Source organism: Xanthomonas arboricola pv. juglandis, from assembly GCF_001013475.1.
Taxonomy (GTDB): Bacteria; Pseudomonadota; Gammaproteobacteria; order Xanthomonadales; family Xanthomonadaceae; genus Xanthomonas; species Xanthomonas arboricola.
On record NZ_JZEF01000006.1, the window covers coordinates 19462 to 44599 of the forward strand.

General features: G+C 68.8%; 16 protein-coding genes. 8 read left to right on the forward strand and 8 right to left on the reverse strand.

The features are described 5' to 3' along the window. Positions 1-257 precede the first annotated feature (257 nt). Together XARJCFBP2528_RS19415 and XARJCFBP2528_RS19420 are read right to left on the reverse strand one after the other, a co-directional pair. Positions 258-1298, reverse strand: coding sequence for a DUF475 domain-containing protein (locus XARJCFBP2528_RS19415; protein WP_026064785.1), 1041 nt, complete (start codon positions 1296-1298; stop codon positions 258-260). A 106-nt stretch (positions 1299-1404) separates the two neighbouring features. After that, a complete protein-coding gene (locus XARJCFBP2528_RS19420; RefSeq protein ID WP_016904361.1) occupies positions 1405-4113 on the reverse strand; it encodes a bifunctional acetate--CoA ligase family protein/GNAT family N-acetyltransferase in 2709 nt (902 codons plus the stop codon). Between the two features lie 198 nt (positions 4114-4311). Between XARJCFBP2528_RS19420 and XARJCFBP2528_RS19425 the strand changes: the two genes are divergently transcribed. The 3 genes from XARJCFBP2528_RS19425 (at position 4312) to XARJCFBP2528_RS19435 (ending at position 8604) form a co-directional block, all read left to right on the forward strand. Further along, the gene (locus tag XARJCFBP2528_RS19425; RefSeq protein ID WP_016904362.1) at positions 4312-5097 is read left to right on the forward strand and encodes a DUF4198 domain-containing protein; all 786 of its coding nucleotides are present in this window, start codon (positions 4312-4314) and stop codon (positions 5095-5097) included. Between the two features lie 140 nt (positions 5098-5237). Next, entirely contained in the window at positions 5238-6125 is an 888-nt protein-coding gene (locus tag XARJCFBP2528_RS19430; RefSeq protein ID WP_016904363.1) for an EF-hand domain-containing protein, read from the forward strand. 139 nt (positions 6126-6264) lie between these two features. Next, complete coding sequence (locus tag XARJCFBP2528_RS19435; RefSeq protein ID WP_016904364.1) at positions 6265-8604, forward strand: TonB-dependent hemoglobin/transferrin/lactoferrin family receptor; 2340 nt, start codon at positions 6265-6267, stop codon at positions 8602-8604. 219 nt (positions 8605-8823) lie between these two features. Here XARJCFBP2528_RS19435 and mgtE read toward each other — a convergent pair whose 3' ends face one another. Further along, positions 8824-10191, reverse strand: coding sequence for a magnesium transporter (mgtE, locus tag XARJCFBP2528_RS19440; RefSeq protein WP_016904365.1), 1368 nt, complete (start codon positions 10189-10191; stop codon positions 8824-8826). A gap of 548 nt (positions 10192-10739) precedes the next feature. Here mgtE and XARJCFBP2528_RS19445 point away from each other — a divergent pair. Next, a complete protein-coding gene (locus XARJCFBP2528_RS19445; protein WP_016902850.1) occupies positions 10740-12551 on the forward strand; it encodes a monovalent cation:proton antiporter-2 (CPA2) family protein in 1812 nt (603 codons plus the stop codon). Between the two features lie 310 nt (positions 12552-12861). Here XARJCFBP2528_RS19445 and zwf read toward each other — a convergent pair whose 3' ends face one another. The 5 genes from zwf to XARJCFBP2528_RS19470 all read right to left on the reverse strand — a co-directional run bounded on the left by zwf (position 12862) and on the right by XARJCFBP2528_RS19470 (position 20513). Next, positions 12862-14724, reverse strand: coding sequence for a glucose-6-phosphate dehydrogenase (gene zwf / locus XARJCFBP2528_RS19450; protein ID WP_016902849.1), 1863 nt, complete (start codon positions 14722-14724; stop codon positions 12862-12864). Beyond that, on the reverse strand, positions 14721-16520 hold the full coding sequence (locus XARJCFBP2528_RS19455) for a glycoside hydrolase family 15 protein (protein ID WP_016902848.1): 1800 nt from the start codon (positions 16518-16520) through the stop codon (positions 14721-14723). The genes zwf and XARJCFBP2528_RS19455 overlap by 4 nt, the downstream gene beginning before the upstream one ends. 63 nt (positions 16521-16583) lie before the next feature. Further along, a complete protein-coding gene (locus XARJCFBP2528_RS19460; RefSeq protein ID WP_016902847.1) occupies positions 16584-16913 on the reverse strand; it encodes a low molecular weight protein tyrosine phosphatase family protein in 330 nt (109 codons plus the stop codon). A gap of 26 nt (positions 16914-16939) precedes the next feature. Beyond that, a complete protein-coding gene (locus tag XARJCFBP2528_RS19465; protein ID WP_016902846.1) occupies positions 16940-20260 on the reverse strand; it encodes an ankyrin repeat domain-containing protein in 3321 nt (1106 codons plus the stop codon). After that, positions 20253-20513, reverse strand: coding sequence for a YcgL domain-containing protein (locus XARJCFBP2528_RS19470; protein WP_026064404.1), 261 nt, complete (start codon positions 20511-20513; stop codon positions 20253-20255). The genes XARJCFBP2528_RS19465 and XARJCFBP2528_RS19470 overlap by 8 nt, the downstream gene beginning before the upstream one ends. A 218-nt stretch (positions 20514-20731) precedes the next feature. Between XARJCFBP2528_RS19470 and XARJCFBP2528_RS19475 the strand changes: the two genes are divergently transcribed. Genes XARJCFBP2528_RS19475 through XARJCFBP2528_RS19490 form a run of 4 tightly spaced genes read left to right on the forward strand, consistent with a single transcriptional unit; the run spans position 20732 to position 25138 of the window. Further along, a complete protein-coding gene (locus XARJCFBP2528_RS19475; RefSeq protein ID WP_016902844.1) occupies positions 20732-21928 on the forward strand; it encodes a beta-ketoacyl-[acyl-carrier-protein] synthase family protein in 1197 nt (398 codons plus the stop codon). Continuing rightward, a complete protein-coding gene (locus tag XARJCFBP2528_RS19480) occupies positions 21928-22701 on the forward strand; it encodes a beta-ketoacyl synthase chain length factor (RefSeq protein ID WP_016902843.1) in 774 nt (257 codons plus the stop codon). Before XARJCFBP2528_RS19475 ends, XARJCFBP2528_RS19480 begins: the two co-directional genes overlap by 1 nt. Next, positions 22698-23519 (forward strand): glycosyltransferase family 2 protein, encoded by an 822-nt coding sequence (locus XARJCFBP2528_RS19485; protein WP_016902842.1) that lies wholly within the window; start codon positions 22698-22700, stop codon positions 23517-23519. Before XARJCFBP2528_RS19480 ends, XARJCFBP2528_RS19485 begins: the two co-directional genes overlap by 4 nt. Further along, entirely contained in the window at positions 23516-25138 is a 1623-nt protein-coding gene (locus XARJCFBP2528_RS19490) for an NAD(P)/FAD-dependent oxidoreductase (RefSeq protein ID WP_016902841.1), read from the forward strand. The genes XARJCFBP2528_RS19485 and XARJCFBP2528_RS19490 overlap by 4 nt, the downstream gene beginning before the upstream one ends.

Below are 25138 nucleotides of genomic sequence, written 5' to 3' on the forward strand. Positions count from 1 at the left end.
TGGTCCTTGTCCGCTCACCGTCGCGGGACCTTACGCGGCATGGATGCCGCGTAAGAGCCTACATGGACGTACTTGCGGCGTGTCCCGCGATGGTGGGCGGGCAAGGGCCCTGCAGCAACTCACTGCGTCGAGTGTGGGCAGGCAGGAGCCCTGCAGCCAAGCCACAGAACTAGCGACGCCCGCCCGATGGCCATGAAGACGCTGTCAGCCGCTCTCAAGTGAACAGCATTACGCCCTGAGCGCGGCCATGCGCGAGATCAGATCTCGGTCGGGCCGATGTGGTGGCGCTTGCGGTAGCGGATCGACGACCACACCGAGGCGGCGATGAAGGCCACGCCGATCAGGCCGGTCAGCACTTCCGGCACGTGGTATACGGTGCCGACCAGCATGATGATCGCCAGCACGCCGATGGCGTAATGGGCGCCGTGCTCCAGGAACACGAACTCGTCCAGCGTGCCCTTGTGCACCAGATAGACCGTCATCGAACGCACGAACATCGCGCCGATCGCCAGGCCCAGCATGATGATCACCACATCGCGGGTGATCGCGAACGCGCCGATCACCCCGTCGAACGAGAACGAGGCGTCCAGCACTTCCAGGTACAGGAAGGCGGCAATACCCGAGCGCTTGGCCGGGCCCATGCCGTCCTCGCCCTCTTCGGCCTCGAACAGCGCGTCCACGCTGCCGACCAGCAGGTACAGCAGGATGCCGCCCAGGCCGGCGAACAGCACGCTCTGGAAGATTTCGTCAGGCAGGAACAGCTTGGTGCCCAGCAGCACCGACACCGCCACGATCACCGACATCGCATCGGCCTTGCCCAGCTTGCCGACCAGCCGTTCCACCGGCCCGAGCCAGTGCAGCTTGCGCTCCTGGTCGAACAGGAAGTTCAGGAACACCAGCAGCAGGAACATGCCACCGAAGGCGGCGATGGACGGGTAGTTGTCGGTCAGTACCTGGCTGTAGCGGTCCGGCTCCTTCAGCGCCATCTGCATCACCGGCACCAGACCCATGCCGGTGGCCACCGACACGATCACGATCGGAAACACCAGGCGCATGCCGAACACCGCGATCAGGATGCCGACGGTGAGGAACAGCTTCTGCCAGAACGCATTCATGTGCTTGAGCACGCCGGCGTTGACCACCGCGTTGTCGAACGACAACGACACCTCCAGCACGCTCAGCACCAGGCACAGCCACAGCGCCTGCCAGATGCCCATCGCGGAGGTATGACCCCACCAGGCAGCCAGGCCCAGGCAGATCGCTGTGACCAAGAACGACATTCTGAAATCGCGAAACATTGACACTCCCAGGCGGGCCGAGACGACAGCCGGAGCAACCGGCCAGGGCGGGGCCCGGCAGATCCGGCATGCGGTGGAGGATGGGGGACCGCGGCGTGACGCAAGGTCAGGCCGGGCGTGGCTCGCCCATTATAGGGAGTGTCACCGCCATCAGGGTCGCATCGTCCGGATCCGGGCGGACCCCGAAGCCCAGGCTCTGGCACATCGCCAGCATGGTGCGGTTCTCGCGCAGCACCTGGCCTTCGATCTGCTTCAGGCCCAGCCAGCTCGCGTACTCGATCATGATGCGCATCAGCTGCCAGCCGATGCCGTGGCCCTTGAGGTCGGAGCGGATCAGGATGCCGTACTCCCCGCGCTCGTAGTCGGCGTCGGCATGCAGCCGCACCGCGCCGAGCATGTCGCCGGTCTTGGGGTCGATGGCCACCAGCGCGATCGAGCGCGCGTAATCGAGCTGGGTCAGCCGCGCGATGAATTCGTGGCTGAAATGCTTGACCAACTGGAAGAAGCGCAGCCGCAGGTCTTCGTCGGTCACCCGCGCGAAGAACGCGCGGAACAATGCATCGTCCTCGGGGCGCACCGGGCGCACCAGCGCATGCGTGCCATCGCCCAGCCCGATCTGGCGCTCCCATTCCTTCGGATACGGAAAGATCGCAAAACGCGGATGACCGCGCCCCTTGTGCAGCTTGCGCGCCGGTGCCACCGCCACCCGCGCGTCCAGCGCAATCACGCCATCGCGGTCGGCCAGCAGCGGGTTGATATCCAGCTCGGTGATCTCGGGGATGTCGGCGGCCAGCTGCGCCAGCTTGACCAGCACCAATGCCACCGCGCGCTCGTCGGCGGCCGGCACGTCGCGGTAGGCCTTGAGGATGCGCGACACCCGCGTGCGCCCGATCAGTTCGTGGGCCAGACGCAGGTCCAGCGGCGGCAGCGCCAGCTCGCGGTCGTTGATCACTTCCACCGCAGTGCCGCCGCGCCCGAACACGATCGCCGGGCCGAACACCGGGTCGTCGGCGATCCCTGCGATCAATTCGCGCGCCTTGGGCCGCAGCACCGTGGGCTGCACGATCACCCCGTCGATCACCGCCTTGGGGTGCGCGGTGCGCGCACGCGCCAGGATGCCGGTTGCCGCTTCGCGCACCGCCGCCACGCTGGACAGGTTCAGGCGTACGCCATCGACATCGGATTTGTGCGCGATGTCGCTGGACAGCACCTTCAAGGTCACCGTGCGGCCGACGGCCAGTAACGGGTCGGCCAGCAAGGCGGCCTCGTTGGCGGTGGCGGCCACCTGCAGCGGCACGATCGGGATGCCGTAGGCGGCCAGCAGCCGGTTGGTGGCCACCGGATCCAGCCAGCGCTGGCCCGCGGCCAGCGCCTCCTCCACCAGCGCGCGGGCGATGCCGGCATCCACCACGAAATCTTCCGGCAGGCTGGGCGGGGTCTCCATCAACGCTGCCTGCGCCTCGCGGTAGCGCACCAGGTGGGTGAAGCCGCGCACCGCGTCCGATTCGGTCGCAAAGGTGGGCACGCGCGCGGCATTGAGCGCGGCGATCGCCGCATCGTCCTGGCCCAGCCATACCGCAAACACCGGCTTTTCGCGCTGGTGGCGGTTGCGTTGGTCCAGCGCGCGGGTCAGCGCCTTGGCCGCATCGGCCGAGGAGGTGAATGCGGTGGGCACGTTGACCACCAGCAGTGCGTCGTTCTCGGGGTCGTCCAGCAAGGCTTCGATCGCCGCGGCATAACGCGGCCCGTCGGCATCGACGATGATGTCGACCGGATTGCTGCGCGACCAGCCCTGCGGCAGCGATTGATCCAGCCGCTCCAGCGTCTTGGCCGACAGCTCGGCCAGGGTGCCGCCGCGCAGCACCAATTGGTCCACCGCCAGCTGCCCCACCCCGCCGCCATTGCTGAGGATGGCCAGCCGCCGGCCGGGAAAACTGCCGAGCCGGCCCAGGGTTTCGGCGGCGGCGAACAATTCGTCCAGCGCACCCACCCGCAACAGGCCGGCACGTGCGAATGCCGCGCCATACACCGCATCCGAGCCGGCCAGCGCCTGCGCGTGGGTGTCGGCATTGGGATTGATGCGGAACTGGCGCCCGGACTTGACCACCACCACCGGCTTGGCACGCGCGGCGGCGCGTGCGGCCGACATGAACTTGCGCGCATCGCCGATGCGTTCGACATACAGCAGGATCGCGCGGGTGCGGTAGTCGGTGGCGAAGTAGTCGAGCAGATCGCCGAAATCCACATCCAGCGTATCGCCCAGCGACACCACCGCCGAGAACCCCACCGAGCGCGCCACGCCCCATTCCACCAGTGCGGCGGCAATCGCGCTGGATTCGGAAATCAGCGCCAGGTCGCCGGCCTGCGGGCAATGCGCGGCGATGCTGGCATTGAGCCGCGCATGCGGGGCGATCACGCCCAGGCAGTGCGGGCCGAGGATGCGCATGCCCTTGGCGCGCGCGGCCGCCTCCATCCGCGCAGCCGGCGAGCCGGGGCCACTGCCCAGCCCGGCGGTGAGGATGATTGCCGCGGCCACCCCGCGCCGCGCCGCGATCGACACGATGCGCGGCACGATGCGCGCCGGCGCGGTGATCACCACCAGGTCCGGCACCCAGGCCAGATCGGTCAGCCGCGCCACCGTGCGCACGCCATCGATCTCGCTGTAGCGCGGGCTCACCCAGCCGATCTGCCCGGCAAACCCGGCCGCGCGCAGGTTGCGCACCACCGCCCGCCCGGCCGAGCGATCGCGCGGACTGCCGCCCACCACCGCCACGGTGGTGGGGCGAAAGACCTGCTGCAGGTGGTAGGTACTCATGGCTAAAAGAGACGCGGAGAAACGGACACGGTACACGTCGGCCCGAGCGCACGTCATCGATCGCGCGGGACAGAACAGCGACGCACCGCCCCTTATTTGTTGTGAACGATTCGCATTTTCGTTAATATCATGTGGTCAGCCAGCTTCCTGCGCCGCCCCGCGCCCTCCGCCAGCGACCCACTCGGAACAGGGCCCCCAATGAAACTGCTGACCTTGTCGGCGCTGCTGCTCGCTGCGTCCGCCTCTGCGCACACCCCTTATCTGGCACCCAACACCTTCGCGCCCCAGCCCGGCCAGACGGTGACCCTGGACGCGGCCTTCGCCGAGACCTTTTTCGTCCCGGAAGCGGCCTTCGACCAGAGCCACTTCAGCATCACCGGGCCCGACGGCCGCGATGTCGAACCGGCCCGGGTGCAGCCGCTCGACACCCGCACCGTGGTCGAACACACCCTGGGCAAACAGCCCGGCACCTATCGGGTCAGCACCGGCCTGCGCGTGGGTGCGCAGTTCCGCACCTGGGAGCTGGACGGCAAACGGCAGACCGTGCGCGACCCGAACGTGGCCATGCCCAAGGGCGCCACGCTGATCGCCAGTTTCCAGTCGCGCACCCTGGCGGAAACCTATCTGAGCGTCGGCAAACCCGATCGCCGCGCACTGGCGCCGCGCAACCGCGGGCTGGAACTGGTGCCGGTAACGCATCCAAACGACCTGTACGTCGGCGAGACCTTCGCCTTCACGGTGCAGTACGACGGCGTGCCGCTGGCCAGGCAGAGCGTGGACATCAGCGAGGCGGTCTGGACCTCCGACCGCAAGCCGGCGCAGGTCAGCGTGACCACCGACGCGGCGGGCCGCGCCACCCTGCAACTGGACCGCGCCGGCACCTGGCTGGCGCTGACCCGTCACCGCACCCCGGCCCCGCCCGATGCCCCGGTGCGCGAGTACAGCAACAGCACCACGCTCACCTTCCAGGTGCTGGAGCCATAGCGCCGCGCAACCGCTGCGGCGGTTGCATTGCCCCACCAGCATGACGCCACCGGCGCGGCGCATCCGCCCGGCCCACCGATCCGCCTGCAGGCCCAGCCAGCGCCACGGCCCGGCACCGTTTTTTCCTCAAGAGGCAACCCATGAACCCTGGCTCCCTGGCCGGCGCGTGCCTGTGCGCGCTGCTGCTTCCTGCGACCGCAATCGCCCAGTCCGACCCGCGCCCGCTGCTCGGCGGGCACGGCAACAACGTGCAGGCCTTCATCACCCAGCATGACGACGACCACGACGGCCGCATTACCGCCGCCGACTTCGCGGCCTTCCGCCGCGCCCGCTTCGACGCCACCGACCGCAACCACGACGGCAGCGTCGACGAGGACGAGTACGTGGACGAGTTCCGCCAGCGCCGCCAGCGTGCGCTGGAGCAGGAACGCGGCGCTCAGGCGGCACAGGGCCGGACCCGTTTTGCCGCACTCGATATCGACGGCGACGGGCAGGTGTCGCGCGCCGAATTCGATGCCACCGGGGCGCAGGACTGGACGCGCGGCCAGGCGGCGCTGGAGGCGGCGGCCAAGGAGGCCGGCACCGAGCGGACGCTCGCCTTCGATCGCGACGGTGGCCGCCCGGGCATGCCCGACAGCGGCTCGGCCGAGGGTTTTGTCGCGCTGTACGACGAAAACGGCGACGGCAAGGTGGGCCGCAAGGAGTACGCGGACCTGCGCGCAGCGCAGTTCGCCAGTGCCGACGGCGACCGCAACGCGGCGCTGTCGCTGGACGAGTACCGGGTGGAGTTCGAGGACCGCCTCAACCGCCGCCTTACCGCGCTCGAGCAGGCCGACGACCGCCAGGTGCATGTGCGTTTCACCGTGCTCGATACCGACAAGGACCAGCGCATGAGCTTTGCCGAATATCAGGCCTCGGGGCTGCGCACCTTCGCCCGCGTCGACCGTAACCACGACGGCGTGGTCGATGCCGGCGATGCCGCGTTGCCGCCGCCAGCGCCGGCCACCACATCGGCCCGGGCCGACTGACCTGCTGATGCGGGCCTTGGCGCCCGCGCCCCTGGCCCGCCACCGGCGGGCCCACCCAGCCACGCGACCGCTCTTGCCGCCCGCAGCCAGGTGCGCGCCTTCCGGCGCCCCTCCCTCTTTCCTGACTGTGGACTCCACGATGACCTCGACACCGACCCTGCTGGCCCTGGCGATCGCCGCCGGCCTGGCCTTCCCGCTGCATGCCGAACAGGCACCCGCCGACGCCACCACCTTCGACCCGGTCGAAGTGAAGGCCGCGCGCGACAAGCGCGCCTCCAGCAACCAGAACGTCACCACCCTCGACACCGCGCAGCTGCAGCAGGAGCAAGCCGAGAGCATGGAAGACCTGGTGCGTTACATCCCCGGCGTCAGCATCGCCGACATGGGCCGCTTCGGCGAGAACGGCTTCAATATCCGCGGCCTGGAAGGCGACCGGGTGGCGATGACCATCGATGGCCTGTCGATGGCCGAGGGCGTGGAGACCGCGCGCGACTACGAGTTCTTCCGCGCCGGCCGCGGCGGCGTGGACGTCGATTCGCTCAAGCGCGTGGACATCGTCAAGGGCGCCGACTCCATCAGTGCCGGCAGCGGCGCGCTCGGTGGCGCGGTGGTGTTCACCACCAAGGATCCCTACGACTACCTCAAGGCACAGGGCAACGACAGTTATGTCGGCCTGAAGACCGGCTACACCGGCCATAACGACCAATTGCTCGGCAACCTCACCGTCGCCAACCGCAGCGGCATCGTCGAATCGATGTTGACCTACACCCGCCGCGAGGGCCACGAATCGGAAGGCTGGTACTCCAGCACCGACATCGACACCGGCAGCGCGCGGCGCACGCCCGACCCGGTCGACAGCCAGAGCGACAACGTGCTGGCCAAGCTCGACGTGGTGCCGAATGCGCAGCACCGCATCGGCGTGGTGTACGAACGCAATCGCTCGCAGAACCGGGTCGACAACCTGAGCCGCGTCAGCGCGCCCAGCTACGCCGAGCGCATCGGCGAAGACAGCAACGACCGTGACCGCTATGGCCTGCGCTATATCTGGAACGCCGACAACACCTTGTTCGACACCATGGAGGCGCAGCTCGACCGCCAGCAGACCGACAGCCGCGGCACCACCCGCATCCTCACCCAGAGCGGCAGCTCGAGCACCCCGGCCACCGCTGCCACCACCCGCTGCACGGTGGCGCTGCCGTGTCGCCGTGCCGAGGACCGCGACACCGAGCAGACCCTGGACCGCCTCGCGGTCGACTTCGACAAGCGGCTGCAGGGAAGCGGGTGGTCGCAAGCGCTGCTGTACGGGGCGGCCTGGCAGCGCCGCAGCATCGATTTCAGCGCGATCGACTACCGCTGGAACAACGCCGGCACGCTGGACACCGCCACCGTCGACCCGGCGCAGGTGCCCAAGACCGATGCCGACACATGGAGCGTGTACCTGCGCGACCGCATCGGCCTGCTCGACGACCGCCTGCAGCTCACCCTGGGTGCGCGCTACGACCACTACCGCTACGCGCCGACGCTGTCGTCCACCTTCGTCGACGTCACCGGCACGGTGCGCGAGGTGACCTTCGCCTCGCCGACCTGGCAGGCCGGCATCAGCTACGCGTTCACCCCGCAGCAGACGTTGTGGTTCCAGGCCGGGCGCGGCTTCCGGGCGCCGACCACCGCCGAGATGTACGCCCCGACCAGCATCACCGCACTGACCCGGCTGGACACCGGCGCTACCGTCAACGTGCCGACGGTGGCCGCCAACCCCGCGCTCGAAGCCGAGCGCAGCCTCAACCTGGAACTGGGCTGGCGCTGGGAAAGCGACTGGGCGCGCGTGGGCCTGTCGGTGTTCCGCGACCGCTACGACGACTTCATCCAGAGCGAGACGGTCACCACCGATGCCGGCACGCTCTACCAGACCTGTACCCGCGGCGTGTGCACCACGCGCAACGGCTACGCCTACACCACGCTGCTCAACGTCGGTCAGGTCGAGGTCAAGGGCGTGGAACTGGATGCGCAGTTCAAGCTCGGCGACGCCTGGCTGCTGCGCGCGGCATGGACCCACAATCAGGGCGAGCTGGAAGATGGCCGCCCGCTGGACAGCATCAATCCGGATCGCGGCGTGCTCGGCCTGAGCTGGCAGGGCCTGGACGAGCGCCTGCATGTCACCGCCAACATCACCCACGCGCTGGCCAAGCAGGCCAAGGACGTCAACGTCGAGAACGATATCTTCGGCGCTGCGGCCGAGCCGTTCCTCAGCGACGCCTACAGCGTGGTCGACCTGTTCGGCAGCTACCGCTTCAACGCGCACGTGCGCGTCAATCTCGGCGTCTACAACCTGTTCGACGAGCGCTACTACCAGTGGGCGCGCATCCGCAATGTCACCCGCGGCGATTTCTATCTGTACGGCTATGCCACCGACGACGGCATCGGTCGCTACAGCGAACCGGGGCGCAACCTGCGTGCCACGCTGTACGTGACCTTCTGATGCGATCGCCGCTGCGCATCGCTGCATGCCCCGCCGTGCAGCGATGCAGGCCGGACCAGCCGGTACCGCCTGGCCTCGCACCGGGCGCATTGCGTCGGGTTTCGGGTCTCGATTGCCGGGACGCAGAGTCGACAACCGGTTGAGGTGCCGCACCGCATGCGACACCTCGACCAGGGCATGGCGGGGGCGCAGCGCTGCGCGCACCCCGCCCCCGCCGCGCTACAACAAGGTGCCGCTGAGGATTGCGGCGGCAATGCTGAAATAGATCACCAGCCCGGTGACATCCACCAGCGTGGCCACGAACGGCGCCGAGGCGCTGGCCGGGTCGAAGCCGAGCCGTTGCAGCACGAACGGCAGCATCGAGCCGGACAGCGAGCCGAAGGTGACGATGCCGATCAGCGCCGCGCCGATGGTCAGCGCCACCATCTGCCAGTGCGGGCCGTAGTCGTATAGGCCGGCGGTCTGCCAGAGGGTGATGCGCACGATCGCCAGGATGCCCAGGATGGCGCCCAGGGTGAGCCCGGTCGGCAGTTCGCGCAGGGCCACCTTCCACCAGTCGCCCAGGCGCAGTTCGCGCAGTGCCAGCGAGCGGATCAGCAGCGAGGTGGCCTGCGAGCCGGAGTTGCCGCCCGAGCTCATGATCAGCGGAATGAACAGGGTCAGCACCACCGCCTTGGACAGCTCGTCCTCGAAGTGCTGCATCGCGCTGGCGGTGAGCATTTCGCCCAGGAACAGCACGCTCAGCCAACCGGCGCGCTTCTTGATCATCTGGCCGAAGCCGATCTGCATGTAGGGCTTGTCCAGCGCCTCCATGCCGCCGAACTTGTGCACGTCCTCGGTGGATTCGGCGATCAATGCGTCCAGCACATCGTCCACGGTGACGATGCCCAGTACATGGCCGTGCGCATCCACCACCGGGATCGCCAGCAGGTCGTGGCGGCGGATCAGCCGGGCGACTTCTTCCTGGTCCAGCGCCGGGCCCACCGTGACCGGCGGGTTGACCTGTGCCACCTCCAGGATCGGCGCATCCGGCGCGCCGGTGATCAGCCGGCGCATGGTGACCACCTGGGTCAGCACGCGGCTGTGCGGATCGAGCAGATAGATCGCATAGACCGTCTCGCGGCTGCGCTCCACCTCGCGGATGTGCTGCAGGGTGCGGCCCACCGTCCAGTCGGCCGGCACCGCCACGAACTCGGTGGTCATCAGCGCGCCGGCGGTATTGGGCGGGTAGCGCATCAACGCCTGGATCGACAGCCGCGCCTCGGCACTGAGCAACCACAGCAGTGGCGCGCGCTGGTCGGCATCCAGGCCGTGGAAGATGTCGGTGGCGCGGTCGTCGGCCATCTGCCCGAGCAGGGATGCGGCCTGCTCGGCCGGCAGCAGCGCGACCAGCGCGCTGGCGGCGTGCAGCTCGGGCTGTTCGAGCAATTTCACCGCACGCGGCTGCGGCAGCGCGGCCAGCACCTGTGCGGCCTCGTCGCGGTCGAGGGTGTTGAGGTATTCCACCGCATCGGCCGTGTTGAAGTCGGCGATGGGTGCGATCAAGGCATCGACGCCTTGGGCAAGGCGCAGGGTTTCGTTGTACATGGTGGTTCGCCTGGTGACGACCGTCGTCGATGACAGCCAGCGAACCTGAGCCTCAGGCGCGCGCCAGCTGGGTCATCGACCCGGGTCTAGGGTGACTGTCGCTGGACATGAGTAAGGGCTCCGAAGGGTGCGTACCGGCCGGTGATCCGGGCGGCAGCGCGGCGCAGTCTGCGCGCCTGCGCCCGCTTGGTCAATGCCCTGCGCAGGCCATGCTCAGCGGGCGTCCAGGCGGACGCCACAACGCAGGGCCTGTCATGTCGACAAGCGACTGCATCGCACCCGACGACCGGCCGTGCGCGACCGACCAGGACCGTGGGTCATCGCCTGCAACGGCGGCTGCGTGCACGCGTGCGATGTGGAACGACGTGGCGACATGCGGCTCAGTCATGCGGACGACGTGGCGCATTGCTGCCCGCGATGTGGTGCTGCCGGCTCGCATCACCGAACCAGAGCACACCGCCAATCCACACCGTTGCACGCAGCGCACGCCGATCCAGGCCAGCAGCCGACCGCGGGCGGCATAATGCGAACCTCAACGGAGAACGTGCATGCATAGCGGTGGTCTGGAACTGGCTCTGGTGCTGATGCTGGCCGCCATCGTGGCGGTACCGGTGTTCAAGCGCTTCGGCCTGGGCGCGGTGTTGGCCTATCTGGTCGCCGGTGTGGTGCTCGGGCCCGATGGCGTGGGCGTGGTGCAGGATGCCGAGCGCATCAGCGGCGCGGCCGAAATCGGCGTGGTGATGCTGCTGTTCGTGATCGGCCTGGAACTGTCGCCGGCCCGCCTGAAGGTGATGCGTCATTCGGTGTTCGGCGCCGGCGCCACCCAGGTGGTGGTGACCACGCTGATCCTGGGTGGCCTGCTGATGCTCGGCAACCTGGGCTGGAAAAGCGCGTTGATCGTCGGCGTGGCGCTGGCGTTGTCGTCCACCGCGGTGGGCCTGCAGCTGCTGGCCGAGCGCAAGGCGCTCAATAGCGACTACGGGCGCCTGGCGTTCGCCATCCTGCTGTTCCAGGATCTGATCGCCATCCCGTTGCTGGCGGCGATTCCGCTGCTCGGCGGCAGCAAGAACGCCACGCTGGCGTGGCCGGACGTGGCCAAGGCGGTCGCGGCACTGGCGCTGGTGATCCTGTGCGGACGCTTCGTGCTGCGCTATCTGTTCAACATGGTGGCGCGCACGCGCATGCCGGAAGTGTTCACCGCCAGCGCCTTGCTGGTGGTGCTGGGCACCGCCTGGATCATGCAGGAAGCCGGGTTGAGCGCCAGCCTGGGCGCCTTCATCGCCGGCGTGCTGCTGGCCGATTCGGAATTCCGCCATGAGCTCGAATCGCAGATCGAGCCGTTCGAAGGATTGCTGCTGGGGCTGTTCTTCATCTCGGTCGGCATGGGCATCGATCTGAACCGGGTGGTCGCCGAGCCGTGGCTGATCGCCAGCGGCGTGGCGATCCTGCTGGTGGTGAAGTTCTCGCTGCTGGTCGGGATCGGCAGCGTGGCCAGACTGCCGCTGCGCAGCAGCCTGATGCTGGGCAGTGTGTTGTGGCTGGGCGGCGAGTTCGCCTTTGTGGTGTTCAACGAGGCCGATCGCGTCGGCTTGCTGGAGCGCGCCAATCACGACCGCCTGGTGGCCATTGTCGGCGTGTCGATGGCGCTGACGCCGCTGTTGCTGCTCGGCATGCAGCGCATCCTCAACGGGCCGCTGCGGCTGCATGCGCCAAAGTCCGATCGCCCGTTCGACACCATCGATGCGCAAACGCCTAAGGTGCTGGTCGCCGGCATGGGCCGCTTCGGTCAGGTCGTCGCGCGCCTGCTCACCGCGCGGCATGTGCCGTTCGTGGCGCTGGAACACAACCCGGACACCGTGGAGGATTTGCGCCGCTTCGGCAGCCAGCTGTACTACGGCGACCCCACCCGCCCGGAACTGCTGCGCGCCGCCGGTGCCGACCGCATCAAGGTGTTCGTGATCGCGGTGGACGACCCGGAAACCAATATCAAGGCGGTGCGGTTGATCCGTCGCCTGTACCCGCAGGCCACGGTGCTGGCACGTGCACGCAATCGCCAGCACGCCTGGAAACTGATGGACCTGGGCGCCGAACCGTTCCGCGAGGTATTCGCCTCCAGCCTGGAACTGAGCGAACGCGTGCTGACCTCGCTCGGACTGGGCGAGGCGGTTGCCAGGGATCACGTCGAGCGGTTCCGCCAGCACGACGAAGAGTTGCTGCATCGCCAGCACCTGGTCTATGACGACGAAGCCAAGGTGATCCAGACCTCGCGCGATGCACGCGCGGACCTGATGCATCTGTTCGAAGCCGACGTCAAGGCCGATGTGGACGGCGAACCCGCGCCCACCACGCAGGATCGCTGAGCCCTTCGTAGGAGCGTGCCTGCGCGCGACGAGGCGTTATCGGTAAAGCCCCGTCGCGCGCAGGCACGCTCCTACGTGGATGTGGTGCATCGTTCGTCAACGGTAACGGCGCCGTCGTTGCTTCGGCGACGACCTGCACGCGAGCGGCCGATTGCGTACAAGTCATACGCCAATGTGATGGCGAGCCCCCACCAACCACCCACAATCACTTCGCCCTTCGTAGGAGCGTGCCTGCGCGCGACCGGGCGTTACCGATAAAGCCCGTCGCGCGCAGGCACGCTCTTACGTGGAGCTGCGGCGGCTGCCTCCGTCAGCGGCGCGGTGTGCGCACTGCGGGCTTGCTGGCCGACTTCTTCGCTGCGCTCTTGCCTGCCGCGGTTTTGCCGGCGGTCTTTGCGCCCTTGCCGGTTGCGCGTTTGCCCGCGGCTTTCTTTGCCGCACTGCCCGGCGACGTAGCCGCATCCTGCGATGGTCTTGTTGCAGCCGCAGATGCGCGTTTGGCTGGCGCCTTGGTGACCTTTTCGGCTGCCGCCTTGGTGATCTTCCTGGCCGGCGCCTTGGTAGCCTTCTTGACCGTCTTCCCGGTGGCTTTCTTGATCGGCGTTGCAGCGCTGCTGCGCGCTTCCGGTGCGCGGCGCGGCGGTGGCTTGCGGCCGGGGGTGAGCGCGCGCCAGGCGTGTCCGCCGTTCATCGCCAGCAAGGCGTCGGCAGCCGAGGGTCCGGCGCTGCCGGCGGCGTAATTGGGAAAATCGCTGGGCGGTTGCTTCCAGGCATCCAGGATCGGTTGCACGATGCGCCAGGCTCCTTCCACCATCGCCGCATCCTGGAACAGGCCGGCCTCGCCGTTCATGCAGTCCTGCAGCAGGCGCTCGTAGCCCACCGTGTATTCCTTGGGGAACCAGTCGCGGTAGCGGAAGTCCATGCGCACCGGTGCCAGGCTGACCTGCGCGCCGGGACGTTTGACGTCGAACTGCAGCGAGATGCCTTCGTCGGGCTGGATGTGCAGCACCAGCCAGTCGGGGCCGTAGCCGCCCACTTCGGTGCTGCGGAACGGCGCCAGCGGCGCGGGCTTGAAGCGGATCGCGATCTCGGTGGTGCGCTCGCGCAGACGCTTGCCGGTGCGCAGGTAGAACGGCACGCCGGCCCAGCGCCAGGTGTCGACCTGCAGCTTCATCGCCACGTAGGTTTCGGTTTCCGAATCGTCCGGCACCGTGTCTTCTTCGCGATAGCCGGGTACGGCGCTGCGGTTGACCGCACCGGAGGCGTACTGGCCGCGCACCACGTCTTCGGGCTTGATCGGGCGCACCGCTTCGATCACCTCGGCGCGGCGGCGATGCATCGCTTCGGTGGTGAATGCAGCCGGCGGTTCCATCGCAATCATCGCCAGCAACTGGAACAGGTGATTGGGCACCATGTCGCGCAGGCAACCGGTGGGATCGTAAAAACGCCCGCGCCCTTCCACGCCGATGGTTTCGGCGGCGGTGATCTGCACATGGTCGATGCGGTCGCGGTTCCACACCGGCTCGAACAGGCCATTGGCGAAACGGAATGCCAGGATGTTCTGCACGGTTTCCTTGCCGAGGAAATGGTCGATGCGGAACACCTGGTCCTCGTGCAAGACCTTGGCGACGGTGGCGTTGAGCGCGACGGCGCTGGGCAGGTCGTGGCCGAAGGGTTTTTCCACGATCACCCGACGCCAGCCCTCGCCCTCACGTTGCTTGACCAGCCCGGCTTCGCCCAGGTTGAGCAATACCGGCTCGAAGAAGCGCGCGGCGGTGGCCAGGTAAAACAGCACGTTGCCCTGGGTGCCATAGCGCTTGTGCAGCTTCTCCAGCGCGCCACCCAGGGTTTGATAGGCGCCCAGGTCGGTGAAATCCCCGCGCAGGTAATGCATGCGCTCGCGCAGCCACTCCCAGGTATCGGTGTCGAATTCGTCGGTCTGGAATTCGGCGTCGCGGCTGCTGAGCAGCTCGGTCATCGACTGGCCCATCGTCGTGCGCCACGAACGCTCGCTGATATCGCCGTGATCCATGCCGACAATGGCGAACTGCTCGCCCAGTGCGCCGGAGCGGCGCAGGTTGTACAGCGCCGGCATCACCAGGCGCTTGGTCAGATCGCCGCGTGCACCGAACACCACGATGATGCACGGCGGGGTGGTGGCTTGTTCGTTCATGGATGTGTTTCCTCTTTGCCCATGCGTCCGTGCAGGCGCAATGCCGCATTGACCAGAGCCACGTGGGAATACCCTTGCGGGAAGTTGCCAAGCATGCGTTTGCTGCGCGGGTCGTACTCTTCGGCGAGCAGGCCCACGTCGTTGCACAGCCCGAGCAGACGTTCGAGCAGCACGCGTGCCTGCTCGGTGCGCCCGAGCAGGGCGTAGTTTTCCACCAGCCAGAAGCTGCAGGCAAGAAAGGTGCCCTCGCCGGCCGGCAAGCCGTCGGCGCTGTCGTCGGCGCGATAGCGTTCGACCAATCCATCGATGGTCAGATCGCGTGTGATCGCATCGGCGGTCGCGGCGATGCGCGGATCATCGGCCGGCAGGAACCCCACGATCGGGATCAGCAACAACGCCGCATCCAGACGATCGGAGCCGTAGCTCTGCACGAAGTGCCCGTCCGGGTGTACGCCTTTTTCCAGCACTTCGGCGCGGATGTCGTCGGCGATGCGGCCCCAGTGCGCGCGCTTGACCGCATCGGCGTTGGTGATGCCATCGCGCGCGCCGCAGTCGAATGCCAGCCAGGCCATCACCTTGGAATGCACGAAATGACGGCGCTCGTCGCGGATTTCCCAGATGCCTTCGTCGGGCAGGCGCCACAGCGTTTCCAGCGTTTCCAGCACCTTTTCCAGCAACGATGCCGACGAGCCATCGTCATCGGACGGCGGCGCCACGCCCTTTTCGCGCGCGTAATGGAACGCGCCGATCAACTCGCCGTAGACGTCGAGCTGGAACTGGTCCACCGCGCCGTTGCCGATACGCACCGGGCCGGAATTTTCATAGCCGGGCAGCCATTGCGCTTCCCACTCCTGCAGGCGGCGCTCGCCGGCAATGCCGTAGAGCGCCTGCAACTGATCCGGCGAACCGGCGATGGCGCGTTGCACCCAGTCGCGAAAAGCTTCTGCTTCGTCGCGATAGCCGGCCTGCAGCAAGGCGATCAGGGTGAACACCGAATCGCGCAGCCAGCAGTAGCGGTAATCCCAGTTGCGGCTTCCGCCCAGATGCTCGGGCAGCGAGGCAGTCGGCGCGGCGACGATGCCGCCGGTGGGCAGATAGCTGAGCCCTTTCAGCACCACCAGCGAGCGGCGCACCTGCGCGGTCCAGGGGCCGACATCGGTGCAGCGCCGCGCCCAGCCATGCCAGAACGCGGTCGTGCGTTGCAGCGCCTGTTCCGGATCGATCGCCGTCGGCGTGGGCTGATGCGACAGGCCGTGGCTGAGCAGAAACCAGGTGCTCTCGCCCTGCCGCAGCGTGAAGTCGGTTTCGGTGCCCATGTCCTCGCCGTGCAGCGCCTGCGGCGAGCGCAGCGCCAGCTGGTCGGGGCCGGCAATGGCGCGGATGCCACCGTCGATGCGCGTCACCCATGGCACGGTGCGGCCATAGTTGAAGCGGAAGGTCAGGCGCATGTGCATCGGCACCTGGCCCTGCACGCAACGCACGATCCGCACCAGGTGCTGGTGGCCGTCGCCTTCATCGCTGGCGACCATGAAGTCGACCAGTTCCACCGTGCCGGTGTCGGTGTGCATGCGCGTGCACAACACCAGGCTGTCGTCTTCGTAGGCACGCTCGCTGCGAAAGCCGCCGGCCGGCGACAACGCCCATTGCCCATGCTGCTCATCGCCCAGCAGGGATGCGAAAAACGCATCGGAATCGAAACGTGGCAGACACAGCCAGTCGATGGTGCCGCGGTGGTCGACCAGGGCCGCGCTGTGGCAATTGCCCAGCATGGCGTGGTCCTCGATACGCACGCTCATCGTAGAGGCGCTTCCTTCGTGCGAGGGAGCGCCAAGTTTTGCATGCGCAGTGTCGGGATCAGGTTACGACTGCGCCGGCAGACGCAGCAACGGTGGCACCGTGTGTTCCAGGCGACGGATCAGTGCCGGATCCATATACGCGTAGTCGTCGGGAATCTGCAGGCAGATCACCCGGCAATGGCGCAGATGCGCGGCGAAGCGTTTGCGCAGCAACTGCAGATGGCGACGCTCCATCACCAGCACCAGTTGCGCTTCGTGCAACAGCTCCGGGGTGAGCTGTACCTCCGCATCGGCGGCCAGCCCGGCCGATTGCGTCTGCACGCCCGGCCAGTCGGCGAACACGCGCTCGGCAGTGGGACTGCGCAGGCGGTTGCGGCTGCACACGAACAGCACCCGCAGCGGTGCGCCGCCGCGCTGGCTCAGCGGCCTTCGCGCAGGAAGCGCGCCATCGAGGACACCCCCGGCAAGGCGGGTTCGAACTGGCCGGCCACATCGATGAAGCCGCGCATGATCGCGATCTCGCGCGGGGTGCGGTTGAGCGCGTCGCGGCGGTCGGCATCGGCGCCGGCACGCAGCAGGCGCTGCACCAGCAGCGGCAGGCCGTGCAGTGCGGCCAGGTGCAACGGGCCGAAACCGCGTTGATCGGCCACGTCCAGCGAGACGTCTTCGTCGAGCAGGCGTTCCACGCCGGCCAGCACCACCTGCTCGTCGCAGGCGGTGCCCGGCTCGGCGCGCGCCCCCAGCACCAGCAGCAAGGGGCTGACCCGGCCGCCGGCCAGGTAGTCCGGGTCGGCACCGGCCAGCAGCAAGGTATCCAGCAAGGCCAGCAGGCGGCTCTTGTCGCGCGCGGTGAAGCCGTACAGCGCGGCGCAATGCAGCGGCGCCAGGCCTTGATCGTCGTTGGCCTGCACATCGGCCGCCGCGGTGAGCAGGCGCGCCACGATATCCGGCAGGCCCAGCGCGCAGGCCAGCATCAGCACGGTGACGCCGCCGGGCAGGCGGTGCTCGATCTGCGCGCCGGCCTGCAGCAGCGCGGCCACGATCTCGGTCTGACGCATGCTCACCGCCGCCGACAACGGCGTGGCGCCGCTATTGGCCGCGCGTTGCGGGTCGGCGCCGCGACCGAGCAAATGCGCCACCACGCCCAGATGGCCGCCACCGGCGGCACGCAGCAGCGCGGTGCAGCCCTGGGCATCGATCGCATCGACCGGCAGGCCGAGATCGATCAGCCGGCGCACCGCATCGGTGTCGCCGACCATCGCGGCGGCCGGTACGTCCGCCTCGCGCAGGCTGCGCTGCGGCAGCGACCAGATGCGCCAGTCCAGCCAGTCGGCCAGGTCGCGGCGGCCGATCGACAGCGCCACGCCCAGCGGGGTCTGCCCGTCGGCAGCGCGCGCTTCCGGCGAGGCGCCCTGCTTGACCAGCAATTTCAGCGACGCCTCGCGGCCCAGCGCGGTGGCCAGGTGCAGCGCGGTCATGCCATGGCTGTCGCGCGCTTCGCGGTCCACGCCGTGTTCCAGCAGCCACTGCTGCAGGCGCAGCCAGCCCAGCCGCACCGCCAGCGACAACGGCGGATCGCCGGCCGCCGACGCGGCGAACGGGTCGGCGCCGCGTTCGAGCAGTTCCAGCGCGAACTGTTCCAGCCCGCGCGATGCCGCATCGTGCTGCACGCAGGCGCTGAGCAGCCGCGTCAGGCCGCCGGCCCCGGCCGGTGACACGCCATGGCGCAGCAGCGCCTGCAGCGCCGGCACCGCCTCCACGCCCCGCGACAGCAGCGCAAACATCGGCACATCGCCACAGGCATCGCGCACTTCGGCATCGGCCCCGTGGCGCAGCAGCCAATCCACCGCATCGGCGTTCAAGGCCAGATGCGCGTCGTGCAGCAGGCCGCCGAGTTCTTCCGGGCCGCACAGGCGAGCCAGTGCGACCAGACCGTCGCGCTGGCCGAACTGCAGGCCTTCGCGCAGCAGCACCAGTGGCGGGCGATCGGGCAGCACCGCCACGCCGGGGCTCTCGCCGTGCGCGTCGCTGACCGCCGCCGGCAAGGGATAGGCGGGATCGAGCAATTGCACGATCGCCCAGCGCCCGGCTTCGGCGGCCACATCCACCGCGCGACGGCCGTGCGCGTCGGCGCTGTCGGCCGGCACCTGCAGCTCGAGCAGGCGCCGGATCAGCGCCGGCGACACGCTGTCGGCGGCGCAGGCCAGCATCACCGCATTGCGGCCCTCGCCGTCGATGGCCAGCACATCGGCCTTGCGCGCGACCAGACGTTCGAGCACGCCGCTGCGCGCCTGCCGCGCCGCATCCAGCCACGGCGTGCGGCCGAGCAGGTCGCGCGCTTCCAGATTGGCGCCGGCTGCCAGCAGCGCCTCGACGATGTCGCCGTGTCCGGCCAACGCCGCTTCGTGCAGGGCGCTGCGGCGCTGGCGGTCGCGCGCATCCACGCGCGCCTTGTGCTTGAGCAGCAGCTGCACGCCGGCCGGGTCGTCTTCCTCGGTGCCGGCCGCGGCCAGCAGCACCGGTGCGCCACCTTCCGGTTCGGAGTGCGCGCCGCGTTCCAGCAGGAACTTGGCCAGCCGCCAGTTGCCGACCTGGCAGGCCATCGCCAGCGGCGAGTGGCCTTCGTTGTTGAGCGCATCGAGCTCGGCGGCGGCATCGCGCAGCAGCGCGGCCACGCCCGGGTCGGAACTGCGCACCGCGTGGTGTAGCGGCGTGTTGCCGTCGTTGTCGCTGGCGCGCGGGTCGGCCCCGTTGGCCAGCAGCGTCATCACCGCGTCCGGGCGGCCGTGCCAGCTGTCGCGGGTGGCGGCCAGCAATGGGGTCATGCCGCGGTGCGGCTGGTTGACGTCGACGCGGCGCACGATCAGCTCGCGCAGCAGGCGCAGATCCGGCAGCACCGCGGCCAGCGCGGGCAGGCTGCGTTGATCGCGCCACTCCGGCAGCGGCATCGCCTGCGGGTCGGCCCCGGCGTCGAGCAACTGCAGCGCGCGGTCCACGCGTCCGCTGCGCGCGGCCTCGAACAGCTCCGGCACCAGTTGGTGCTGGGCCACCGGCTCCAGCGGACGCGGTTCGGCGGCGGCTTCGGAAAAGAAATCGGCCGCCTGCAGGGCCGCCGGGGCATCGCTGCGCGCCGGGGCGGCGGTGCGTTGCAACAGCAGGTGGGCGGCGGGCAGCAGCACGCTGGCCGCGATCGCCAGACTCCAGCGCAGGCTGCTCGACAACCAGCCCGGCCAGGCCAGCGCCACCACCAGCGTGCACATCGCCAGCACCAGGGCAGCGGCCAGCAGGCCGCGCCAGGCGTGCAACTCCTGCGTCGCCAGCGCATGCCAGCGCGGGGCCAGGGCGCCGCCATCGCGTTCGACCTCGCCCCACAGCGGCCAGGTCCGCCACAACCCGAGCAACGCGGCGCTGACCGCCACACTCAAGGCCAATGCGGCGGCCAGGCTGCCGCTGTCGCGCAGGGCGGTCAGCGGCCAGCTGATCAGGGCGGCCAACGCCAGCAGGCCCACACCCCAGATCGTCAGTAACGGCGGCAAGGCCTGCGCAACCGCACGCGGCTGGCTGGGCAGTGCGCGGCTACCGCGCGCCCACGACACCGCCAGCGCGAACGCCGGCTGCGCCAGCCACAGCGTCACCGCGGCGACACCGCCGCCGATGCCGCCCAGCAACGACAACGCCACGCCGGCCAGGCCGGCCAGCGCTGCGGCCCGCAAGCGTGCGGCCCGTGCGGCCTCAGTCATAGTCGCACTCGCCCGCCAGCACCACCGTCTTGGGCAGTTGCAGATAGAAGCCGTGCTTGGCGAGCGCTTCGCGCACCGTGGCCACGTCGGCCTGCGCCAGACGGCGCTCCGGCGTCAACGCCACCTCCAGCACGAACGCGAACGGCGCCAGCTGCGCGTGCACGGCGGCGGGAAGACCGGAGAAGTCGTCGCGCGTGGCGAGATAGACGAAGGTGTCCTGCTTGCGTTGGCTTTTATAGACGTAGGCGTGCATGCGCGCGTGGTCGCGCTCGATCGGCAAGTGTGTCGCAGGATTGTGTCCCAATTGCGCCGATGGCGAAAGCGCGGCAACGCGCGAAAACTCCAGCCCCGTCAGCGACATGACCGGCACGTTCAGTTGCGCCATCGACGGGAGGCGCACCCGCCATCGATATACTGAGCCCACTTCTTGCCAGCCAGACCACCGTGAGCCAAGCGCAGCATTCGTCCCAGATGGCCCCGGTCGCCGTCACCGCTTTTACGTCCACCACCGCGCTCGGCGCCGGGCTCGATGCCCAGGCCGCCGCCCTGGCTGCTCGCCGCAGCGGCATGCGTCGCAACGATTTCGGCCCGCAGCCGCTGGCGTGCTGGATCGGCCGCGTCGACGGCGTGGAAGACGTCGTGCTGCCGGAGGCCCTGCAAGGCTGGGACTGCCGCAACAATCGCCTGGCCTGGCTGGCCCTGCAGCAGGACGGCATGGCCGAGGCGGTGCAGGCCGCCGCGCAGCGCTACGGCGCAGAGCGCGTGGCGGTGATCATCGGCACTTCCACCTCCAGCATCGGCGCCAGCGAAGAGGCCTACACGCGGCTGGTCGAAGACGCCGACGGCGCGCGCTTCCCCGACGACCTGGATCGCCCGATCGTGCACACCCCGCACTCGCTGGGCGACTTCGTGCAGCACGCCACCGGCCTGCGCGGCCCGAGCGTGACCGTGGCCACCGCCTGTTCGTCCAGCGCCAAGGTGTTTGCCCAGGCCGCGCGCCTGATCGATGCCGGGGTGGTGGATGCCGCCCTGGTCGGCGGCGTGGATACCTTGTGCGGCAGCGTGCTGTTCGGCTTCAACTCGCTGCAGGTGGTGGCACCGGAGCTGTGCCAGCCGTTCGATGCGCGCCGGGTCGGCCTGAGCCTGGGCGAGGCCGGCGGCTTTGCCATGCTCGAACGCACCGCCGCTGCGCCGGACGCAACGCTGTGGCTGTACGGCTATGGCGAATCCAGCGATGCGCACCATATGTCCGCCCCGCATCCGCAGGGCCTGGGCGCGCAGCTGGCGATGCGCGGCGCGCTCGAACGCGCCGGCCTGGAGCCGGCCGCGGTGGGCTATCTGAACCTGCACGGCACTGCCACCCCGGCCAACGACAGCGTCGAAGCCGCCGCGGTGGCGGCGATCTTCCCGGCCACCCTGCACGCCAGCTCGACCAAGGCCTGGACCGGCCACACCCTGGGCGCAGCCGGCATCGTCGAGTCGGTGATCGCGCTGCTGGCGCTGCGCGACGGCGTGCTGCCGGGCACGCTCAACAGCGAAGTGCCCGACCCTGCCTGCGGCCCGCAGATCCGTTTCGACAATGCCCATTCCAAGATCGATTACGCAATGAACAACTCCTTCGGTTTTGGCGGCAACAACTGCTCGCTGCTGTTCGGGCAGGCCCGCTGATGCTGGCTGCCACCATCGAGGGGATCGGCTTCTGGACCCAGGGCCTGCCGAGCTGGGACGCCGCTGCGGCGTTCGTGCGCGGCGGCGCGCTGCAGGACACCGGAACACGCCCGGCGCCGCAGCTGCTGGCCGCCAACGAGCGCCGTCGCGCACCGGACACGGTGGCGGTCTCGCTGGAGGCCGCGCTAGCCGCCTGCACCGCCGCCGGCCGCGAGCCGGCGAGCCTGCCGTCGATCTTCACTTCCACGTACGGCGACCTGGCCATCTCCGACTACATGTGCACCACCCTGGCCAGCGACCCCACGGCGATCTCGCCGACCAAGTTCCACAACTCGGTGCACAACGCCGCGGCCGGCTACTGGACCATCGGCGCCGGGGCGATGACCCCGGCCACCGCGATCAGCGCCAGCCTGGGCAGCTTCGCGCAAGGCCTGCTGGAGGCGCTGGTCCAACGTGCCGCCGGCATGGACGCAGTGCTGCTGGCCGGCTACGACGCCCGCTCGGTCGGGCCGCTGGGTCGGGTCGCCCCCAGCCAGGGGCTGCTCGGTGGCGCGCTGGTGCTGGGTGCGCCAGGCCAGGCCGGCAAGCCGCAGTTGCGGGCGTGGCTGGACAACGGCACGCCGACGCCGGGCGCCGGCCCGCTGGCGCGGCATGTCGCCGCCAATGCGATGGCGCCGATGCTGCCGTTGTTCGACCTGATCGCCACTGGCGGCGAACGCGTGGCGCTGTACGCCGGCCCGGGCCGGGTGTTGCGCGTGGAGCTCCAGCAGTGAGCCGGCAGCCACTGACCCGCGAGGACACCGCGATCCTGGTGCCGGCGCTGAACGAATCGCTGCGCATCCGTGAAGTGGTCAACGATGCGCTGACCTATTGTTCCAACGTGATCGTGATCGACGACGGCTCCGATGACGGCACTGCCGACTGCATCGCCGGCCTGCCGATCACCTTGATCCGGCATCCGCAGCGCAAGGGCAAGGGCGCCGCGTTGCGCAGCGGGTTTGCGCAGGCGCAGCGAATGGGCATGCGCGCGGTGATGACCATGGACGGCGACGGCCAGCACAAGGCCGCCGATTTCCCGCGCCTGTTGGCGGCGGCCAACCGCCACCCCGGCTGCGTCATCGTCGGCGCCCGCATGCGCAAGCGCGCCACCCAGCCCACCATCCGCCGCATCGGCAACGATTTCGGCGACTGGGGCATCGCCTGGGCCTGCGGCTTCCAGCTGGTCGACAGCCAGAGCGGCCAGCGCCTGTATCCGGCCTCGGTGTTCACCCTGCCCGACGTGCCCGGCGAAGGCTTCGTGTTCGAAGCGCAGCTGCTGATTTCCGCCGCACGCCAGGCCGGCGCGCGCGTGGTCGCGGTGCCGATCGAAACCCGCTACGCCGGCACCTCGCCGGGCGCGTTCCGCAAGAGCCATTTCCGCCTGGTACGCGACCTGTGGGAAATCACCTCGCATGTGGTGGTCCAGGCCTGGAGCTACGGGCATATCTGGCGCGAGTACCGCCGCGTGCGCGCCAACCCGGTGCTGATCGACGACGCTGACGGCGAATTTGCTACTGTGCCCGCGGTTACCAAGAGCAAGCCAACTCCATGAATGCACAGCGTGCCGATGTCGTTATCACCGGTGGTGGCCTGGCCGGCCTGAGTCTGGCCCTGCAGCTGCGCCAACGCGATCCCGCGCTGGAGATCACCGTGCTGGAGCGCCGTGCGCACCCGGTGCGCGAGGCGGCGTTCAAGGTGGGCGAGTCCACGGTGGAGATCGGCGCGCATTACTTCGCCGAGGTCTTGGGCCTGCGCGAGCATCTGGAGACCGAGCAGATCCGCAAGTTCGGGTTCCGCTTCTTCTTCTCCGACAAGCGCGAGGATATCGACCGCTGCACCGAGCTGGGCGTCAGCCAGATCCTGCCGACGCCGTCGTGGCAGATCGACCGCGGCCGCTTCGAAAATTTCCTCGGCGAGCGCGCCCGCGCGCAGGGCATCACGTTTGTCGACAGCTGCAGCGTCAAGGGCGTGGACCTGTCCGATGACCAGGCCGACCACGCTGTGCGCTACGAGCGCGCCGGCGAGGCCGGCACGCTGAGCGCCCGCTGGGTGGTGGATGCCAGCGGCCGCGCCGGCCTGCTCAAGCGCAAGCTCGGCCTGGCGCAGGACAATGCGCACGACGCCAATGCGGTGTGGTGGCGCGTGGAAGGCCTGATCGACCCCAATGGCTGGTCGCAGGACAGCAGCTGGCTGCAGCGTTGCACGCCGCCGGACCGCTGGCGCTCGACCAACCACATGTGCGGGCCGGGCTACTGGTTCTGGCTGATTCCGCTGTCGTCCGGTGCGCATTCGCTGGGCATCGTCTGCGATGCGTCGATGCACCCGCTGGACACGATGAACACCCACGACAAGGCGATGACCTGGCTGCGCACGCATCAGCCGCAGGTCGCCGCCACACTCGACAAGGCCGACTACCGGCTGCAGGACTTCCTGTTCCTGCGTAACTTCTCCTATGGCTGCAAGCAGGTGTTCTCGCCGCAGCGCTGGGCGCTGACCGGCGAAGCAGGCTTGTTCCTGGACCCGTTCTATTCGCCCGGCAGCGACTTCATCGCGATGTCCAACACCTACATCTGCGAACTGATCGGCCGCGACCGCGCCGGCAGGTCGCTCAGCCCGTATGTCGAGCTGTATCAGCAGCTGTATTTTTCGTTCTACGAAAACACCCTGACCCTGTATCAGGACCAGTACGCCCTGTTCGGCGATGCACAGGTGATGCCGGTCAAGGTGATCTGGGATTACACCTACTACTGGTCGCTGCTGGCGCCGCTGTTCTGCTCCGGACGCATCGCCGACCTGAGCCTGCTCTCGCGCATGAAGGCAGACTTTTTCTACGCGCGCGACATGAATCTGGCGATGCAACGTGTGCTGCACGACTGGGGCCAGCACAACACTGCACAAGGCCTGGCCAGCGACGATGGGCGCCTGCTCGATCAATACCTGATCGGCTGGTTCAACGAACTCAACGGCGCCTTGCACGACACCCTCGACGACGACGCCTTTGCCGCACGCATCCACAGCAACGTCGCGCAGATGGCGGTGCTGGCACGCGAGATCCTGCAGCAGGCACGCCAGCGTCATGCCGAACTGCCGGACCATGGGCTGGACGTCTTGACCGCCAACGCCACCGGCGAACCGATCCTCACCGCCGCCTGGTACGCCGACGCGGCGTGA